Raw genomic sequence first — 1,706 nt, 5'->3', positions numbered from 1 at the left:
TAATTCGGGTTGAAGTCCTTCGGGTGCAGGTCGGACGGCTTGTTCCACTGCGTCACCACATAGGCGCCGGCCTTGGCGCAGGCTTCGACGATCGGGCGCGCGTCAGGTGTGTCATTGGGATCGGAATTCAGCACCATGTTGCCGCCGGTCTTGGCCAACATCGCCTTGATGTCGGCGATGCCTTTCTCGCTGTTGCCTTCCGACACCAGCGTGACGTGCTCAAGCCCAGCCCATTTGGCATAGGCCTCGGCGCCGGTCTTCCACACCGCGTGGTAGGGGTTGGAGAGCGAGCGGATCGACGTCACCAGCGTCGGTTTTTCCTGGGCCCGCAAAACGCTCGGCATGGCGAGCGCCGCTATGCCGGCGGTGGCGCCCATCATCAGCGTCCGGCGGCTGACCGAAAGCGTAAGATCTGTCCTGTCCTTCATATTCAAACCTCCCGATTGAAATCTGTTTCCCGCCCGGCGGCATGCGCGGGGAGCGCGGCCGGGCCTCCGATCGATGGGTTGTCAAGTTCCTCCACTTGTACGACAACCCTTCAACACCATAACCATACCCTTTCTCTTGACGCGGCACAAGCGACTTGAGATCGTTGCGTAGAGGAGAGCAGGGCACTGATTTCGCACTGCCAAGGGAGCGAGAATGTCTGACTACATCATCGTCGGCGGCGGCTCGGCCGGCTGCATTCTGGCCGCCCGCCTGAGCGAGGATCCGGACGTGTCGGTGACCTTGCTCGAAGCCGGTCCGCCCGACACCGATCGCTACATCCATTTGCCGGTCGGCTTCTTCAAGATGACGTCGGGACCGTTGATTTGGGGTTATGACACCGCGCCCGGCAAAGCGATCGACGGCCGCACCATGGTCTATCCGCAGGCGCGTGTGCTCGGCGGCGGCTCCTCGATCAACGCCCAGGTCTTCACCCGTGGTTGTCCGCAGGATTACGACGGCTGGGCGGCTGACAATGGCTGTGCGGGATGGAGCTACGCCGAGGTGCTGCCGTACTTCATCCGCTCCGAAGGCAACGACATCTTCGCCGGTCCGCAGCACGGCATCGACGGCCCGCTCGGCGTTTCCAGCGGCGCCCCGCATCCATTGACCCGGATCTTCGTCAAGGCGGCGCAGCAGGCGGGTCTTCCCTTCCGCGCCGACTTCAATGCCGGCGAACAGGCCGGCGCCGGCTTCTACCAGACGACGACGCGCCGGGGAAAACGCTCGAGCACCGCGGTCGCCTATCTGAAGCCGGCGCTTGGCCGCAAGAACCTGGCGTTGCGCACCGACGCCACGGTCAGCCGCATCGTTGTCGAGAATGGCCGCGCCATCGGCGTCGAGATCATCGTCAATGGACGCACCGAGCGGCTCGGCGCCGAGCGCGAGGTGATCGTCACCGCCGGCGCCATTGGCTCGCCTAAACTTTTGATGCTGTCCGGCATCGGCCCGGCCGCGCATCTCGGGGAGCATGGCATCAAGGTGATCCATGACCTCGCCGGCGTCGGCCAGAACCTGCACGATCACATGGATGTCGACGTGGTCGCCGAACTCAATGGCCCGCACGGCATCGATCGCTACAAGAAAAAGCGCTGGCAAGCGGTCGCAGGCCTCGAATACGCGTTGTTCGGCAAGGGACCGGTGGCCTCCAACATCGTCGAAGCCGGCGGCTTCTGGTGGGGCGACCGGGCGGAGAAGACGCCCGACATCCAGTTCCACTT

Annotated in this window: 1 protein-coding gene and 1 pseudogene; one reads left to right on the top strand and one right to left on the bottom strand. The window is 64.0% G+C overall.

All coding sequences use genetic code 11. The features are described from left to right. Nucleotides 1-428 (bottom strand): annotated as a pseudogene (locus EN879_RS34855) (sugar ABC transporter substrate-binding protein); the annotation flags it as partial. Nucleotides 429-642: 214 nt separating this feature from the next. Between EN879_RS34855 and EN879_RS34850 the strand changes: the two are divergent. Beyond that, a partial coding sequence (locus EN879_RS34850; protein ID WP_127274657.1) for a GMC family oxidoreductase N-terminal domain-containing protein occupies nucleotides 643-1,706 on the top strand: 1,064 nt, incomplete at its 3' end.

This window comes from Mesorhizobium sp. M7A.F.Ca.AU.002.02.1.1 (genome assembly GCF_003998535.1).
Taxonomy (GTDB): domain Bacteria; phylum Pseudomonadota; class Alphaproteobacteria; order Rhizobiales; family Rhizobiaceae; genus Mesorhizobium; species Mesorhizobium ciceri.
This window is presented reverse-complemented; position numbering and strand designations above follow the sequence as displayed.